This window comes from Microcystis sp. T1-4 (genome assembly GCF_000297435.1).
Lineage (GTDB): Bacteria > Cyanobacteriota > Cyanobacteriia > Cyanobacteriales > Microcystaceae > Microcystis.
On record NZ_CAIP01000189.1, the window covers coordinates 1 to 4,774 of the forward strand.

The following is a 4,774-nucleotide window of genomic DNA, read 5'->3' on the forward strand; positions in this document are numbered from 1 at the left end:
ATAACGGGGGGTTTGATCCCCCCTTGATCCCCCCCTTGATCCCCCCTTGATAACGGGGGGTTTGATCCCCCCTTGATACCCCCCTTGATCCCCCCCTTGATAAGGGGGGTTTGATCCCCCCTTGATCCCCCCTTGATAAGGGGGGCATTTGATAATTTTTAACGCCTACCTACTTAGGAGAAGATGGGGGAGAACCTGTCGGAGTTGGTTGAGGAAATAAAATTTGCTTAATTTTATCTGTCACCCCAATAGATGTTAAAAAAGTCAAGGAAAGAGCTAGTAAACCTGTTGTTGCTGTCACTGCTGTCCAATTAATAACAATGGGTTGAGATATTTTAAATTGTTCTTTTTTGGGAATAGACAAACCTAAATCCTTAAACCATGCTTGCACTGACTGAGGACGTTTATCTATGTCTAGTTCCAATGCCCAAAGAATGGCTTGATTGATATTAGGGCTGATTTCTGAATTGTAGGTTTTCGGCTCAATTAAAGGCTGATGATCAATTTTTCGAGTCATCGCATTCACTGGAATTTTACCCGTTAAAAGCTCGTATAACACGGCTCCTAAACTATAAATGTCGGTAAAAGCTCCGCGTTTAGCATCACGAGAATAACACTCAATAGGCGCAAAACCTGAGGCTAATTCCTGGGTACGAGTTTTGGTTAATTCTTCATCAAAATCTAAGGCTAAACCAAAATCAATTAAGACCGCTTCTGGTTTACCAGTCCGAATCATAATGTTACCCGGTCGAATATCTCGATGCAGAAAACCGCGACTATGTACCACCATTAAAGCCTGTCCAATCTGCTCAATGTAGCGTAAGGCTTCTTTTTCTGGTAAAATTTTTGTTGATCGCCGATCTAAGGTCGTCCCATCAATATATTCCATAACCATGCAGTTAGCTTTACCCTCTGAAAATAACTCTTTAACTCGCACGATATGAGGATGATCACAACCTTTTAATTTACTCGCTTCCTGCCAAAAAAGTTTCTGTAAACGCTTAGACTCCCACAATTTAAAACCCACATCCCTCGGCGTTTTGATCACCACTGAATCACCATTGCGATCGCTGGCTCGATAGGTAATGCCAAATCTTCCTTCACCCAATACTTCCTGAATCCTGTACTGGCCATCTTTAATTTTCTTGCCCAGATCCCAAACCATTAACTCCTAGCTCCTCTGCTCACAAACATTAATTAAACTTATTTTAATAGCGATGTCATTTTCCTAGAAGTATAACCTAATGTGGTGTTAACGACCGGCGACTGGCGACCCAATTAGATAAATTTGACCTAATCTTAGGTTTTATGGCTAGGATTATCTCTTGTCTTTTTTCTCCTTCTGTCTCCTCATCTAAGGGAAGATTTTTGATTTTTACAGGATTTCTATTAATCTTTCAGCAATTCTAAGCGATAACGATACAAAGCCACAGGACGATTCGGCGCTTGGAAAAAATCCGGCGATTGGGGGGAAAGATAAATGGCTGTCACCTGATCGCCTAGAATTTTATTAGGAGATAATAACTGATAGGCGGTGGTGGTTTCCACCTCATTAAGATAAGTATTGGTTTCTCCCCGGAAAATTTGTTGACTAATTTCTGTGGCAATAAATTGATTTTGGCTAGGAGTTTCGCTATTTCTGGCAATTACCGTGGAAATTAGTTGATGAGCGCCGCGTAAAAAGGTAATCTGACGATTGGGATTATTAGGGTCAGTTTTTACCGATAAAACCGATTGATTACCTAAATAGGCGCGACTAATTGCTAAACCATTAAAGGATCGATCGGCCACAATTGATGGTTTACTGATAATGGTAGATAAAAAGGCAGCATTTATCGGTCTGGAAATAGCTTTCTCGATGAATCTCACTGGAAACTCGATCGATTTTTCTAGGTAACGACGATTACTTTCAAAACCGGGTGTGATAATCTGGGGAGAAAGAGGAGCGGTTAAATCGATTAGGGTACTGGTGACAGTCCAATTGCCTACCATCCAATCGGGATAAACTAAATCTCCACTGGCAAAACTAACCACTGGTTTAGTCATCCAGCGAGGATAATTAGTTAAGCGATCGCTTAAATTTCCCGCTATAGACAATTCTAAATGGTTACTACAGCCTAGAATTAATACTAACAAGAACAAAATTATCCTTTGCATGGGTAAAAACCTTTTTTAAGTAATATTCTTTAATTATGAACGATTTTATCAACTCCCAAGCATTTAATCTCGATTCGGCAGTAATTCCCATCCCACCCACTGGTTTTAAATCCGGTTTTATTGGCATTATTGGTCGTCCTAATGTGGGCAAATCCACCCTGATGAATCAATTAGTGGGACAAAAAATCGCCATTACTTCCCCCATCGCTCAAACTACCCGCAACCGTTTGCGCGGCATTGTCACCGACGAGCGCTCCCAGATGATTTTTGTCGATACCCCCGGCATTCACAAGCCCCATCACGAATTGGGCAAAGTTTTAGTTAAAAATGCTGAAAACGCCATAAATTCTGTAGACTTGGTTTTATTTGTTGTCGATAGTAGCAATTTTTTGGGCAGGGGCGATCGCTACATTGCCGATTTACTGACTAAAAACCAAACCCCCACGATTTTAGGGCTAAATAAAGCCGATCAGCAACCGGAAGACCCGGAGCCTATCGACGATAGTTATCGCACCTTAGCGACGGAAAATAACTGGCCTCTGCTCAAGTTTTCGGCACTGGAGGGGACGGGAATCGAAGAATTACAAAATCTGTTAATTGATTCCCTCGAAGTCGGTCCCTATTACTATCCCCCCGATTTAGTCACCGATCAGCCGGAAAGGTTTATTATGGGCGAATTAATCCGCGAACAGATTTTACTGCAAACCCGTCAGGAAATTCCCCATTCTGTGGCGGTGGTGATTGAACGCGTCGAGGAAACTCCCGCTTTAACCAAGGTTTTTGCCGCCATCAATGTGGAACGAGCTTCCCAAAAAGGGATCGTCATCGGTAAAAATGGCAGTATGTTAAAAGCGATCGGCTCTTCCGCTCGATCGGCTATTCAAAAGTTAATCGCTGGGGAGGTATATTTAAAATTATTTGTGAAGGTAGAACCGAAATGGCGACAATCTCGCTCACTTTTAGCAGAATTTGGCTATCGCACCGAGGAGTGAATTGGGTTGTAGGGTGTGGGGTGTGGGGAGAAGCTTTTTTTCAGTGTTGCCAAAGGCACGGCGTAGCCGTCCAGTAAACAGTGAACTGAAAACTCACATCTGAAAACTGAAAACTGATAACTGATAACTGATAACTGATAACTGATAACTGATAACTGATAACTGAAATGACCGATATTACAAACCTAATCAAACAGGTACACCAAGAGGCAAAAAAAGAGGATTTTCCCATCGATACCCTAATTTACCAAGAGGCAAAAAAAGACCCCTTTGAACCAGTTTTGTATGCTGGGAATCTTGCTAGTCAGTTATGCTTTTTTGGCCGGGATTTAGGACGAGATGAAGTGTATGCAGGACAACCTTTGATCGGGGCTGCCGGTAGAATGGTAAGAGAGGGATTTTTTCAAGCTTGGCAGGGGAGAAAATCTCATGATCGTCAAGAGTTATTATCGGTGTGCGATCGAATTTTCCTAACTAATACAGTTCCCTACAAACCGCCGGGTAATAAAGCTTATTCTGGGGAAGTGAAAGATCGTTTTCGTCCATTTATAGAAAAACTGCTCGTTTTTTATTGGCAAGGTGATCATATCATTCCCCTTGGCACGGAAGCTTTTAAATGGTTTGAACCCTACGGTAAACCGAAAGAAGTAGATAAATTCTATCTTGATAAAGAACGCTTTACCAAAAAACTGCTAGTTACCCTTACCGCTACCGATGAAGATGGATTAAAACAGCAAAAGAAAGTGACTTTATTACCTCTCCCCCATCCTTCTCCTCTCAATCAAAGATACTATGCTCTTTTTCCTGATTTATTACAAAAAAGATTAACTGAATTTGCCTTTTAACTAATGAGAATTTACGGCAATCGTCCCATAAAAACCCTAGCAGGACAATTAACCCGTCCGACGACAGCAAGGGTCCGAGAAGCTTTATTTAATATCTGGCAACATAAATTATCCGGCTGTCGTTGGTTGGATCTTTGTGCGGGTAATGGTTCCATGGGTGCGGAAGCTTTATGTCGAGGTGCGAGTCTAGTAATCGGAATTGAACAATCAGGACGCGCTGGCGAAATTATCAAGGAAAATTGGCGCAATTTAGCAACTTCTCCCCAGCAATTTCAAGTAATTCGGGGAGATGTACGGACAAAGTTAGCCACTTTAGCGGGGAAAAGTTTTGATTTAATTTATTTTGACCCTCCCTACGAAAGCGGTTTATATTTACCGGTACTAACTGCCATCTCTCAATCTAATTTATTAGATTCTCTGGGGGAAATTGCCGTGGAACACAATCCCAAATCTTGGCCAGCAATTAATCTAGAAGGTTTAACCATTTGTCGTCAAAAACACTACGGCAATACTACCTTAACTTTTTATCAAAAAACAGATGAATTATGAATTATGAATTATGAATTATGAAGTGGGGAGAAGGGAGAATAAATAAAAATAATCTCCTGCCGACCGCCGAAAATGGTCAACTTTATTTGGCAGTCCAGAAAAAATTATTATTTCTCAACAAAATCACATAATTTGTCACTTTTCTTGACAATTATCCTGAGTAAAGCGAGAAACTTTCTGACAACCGCAGTTAATCGCCCCCCTTTTTAGGCTATTTAAGTAGGTGGGTGG

General features: G+C 41.3%; 5 protein-coding genes. 3 read left to right on the forward strand and 2 right to left on the reverse strand.

Translation table 11 applies throughout. The annotated features are described in order from the left end of the window. Window positions 1-169 precede the first annotated feature (169 nt). Window positions 170-1,165, reverse strand: a complete 996-nt coding sequence (locus tag MICAI_RS11950; RefSeq protein ID WP_008202114.1) for a serine/threonine protein kinase — start codon at window positions 1,163-1,165, stop codon at window positions 170-172. Window positions 1,166-1,389: 224 nt separating this feature from the next. Then, a complete protein-coding gene (locus MICAI_RS11955) occupies window positions 1,390-2,157 on the reverse strand; it encodes a DUF6816 family protein (RefSeq protein WP_004163583.1) in 768 nt (255 codons plus the stop codon). A 35-nt stretch (window positions 2,158-2,192) separates the two neighbouring features. On the opposite strand from MICAI_RS11955, the gene era reads away from it, so the two are divergent. The 3 genes from era (at window position 2,193) to rsmD (ending at window position 4,543) form a co-directional block, all read left to right on the forward strand. Beyond that, window positions 2,193-3,149 carry a GTPase Era gene (gene era / locus MICAI_RS11960; RefSeq protein WP_008202119.1) on the forward strand — a complete coding sequence of 319 codons (957 nt, stop codon included), beginning with the start codon at window positions 2,193-2,195 and terminating at the stop codon, window positions 3,147-3,149. A gap of 167 nt (window positions 3,150-3,316) precedes the next feature. Next, a complete protein-coding gene (locus MICAI_RS11965) occupies window positions 3,317-3,994 on the forward strand; it encodes a uracil-DNA glycosylase family protein (RefSeq protein ID WP_008202121.1) in 678 nt (225 codons plus the stop codon). Between the two features lie 3 nt (window positions 3,995-3,997). Beyond that, complete coding sequence (gene rsmD / locus MICAI_RS11970; protein WP_008202123.1) at window positions 3,998-4,543, forward strand: 16S rRNA (guanine(966)-N(2))-methyltransferase RsmD; 546 nt, start codon at window positions 3,998-4,000, stop codon at window positions 4,541-4,543. The last annotated feature ends 231 nt before the right edge of the window (window positions 4,544-4,774 follow it).

Bases quoted from the DNA above. Each gene is read 5' to 3' on its own strand.
- rsmD (WP_008202123.1), top strand. From the start codon at position 3,998: ATGAGAATTTACGGCAATCGTCCCATAAAAACCCTAGCAGGACAATTA.
- MICAI_RS11965 (WP_008202121.1), top strand. From the start codon at position 3,317: ATGACCGATATTACAAACCTAATCAAACAGGTACACCAAGAGGCAAAA.
- MICAI_RS11950 (WP_008202114.1), bottom strand. From the start codon at position 1,165: ATGGTTTGGGATCTGGGCAAGAAAATTAAAGATGGCCAGTACAGGATT.
- era (WP_008202119.1), top strand. From the start codon at position 2,193: ATGAACGATTTTATCAACTCCCAAGCATTTAATCTCGATTCGGCAGTA.
- MICAI_RS11955 (WP_004163583.1), bottom strand. From the start codon at position 2,157: ATGCAAAGGATAATTTTGTTCTTGTTAGTATTAATTCTAGGCTGTAGT.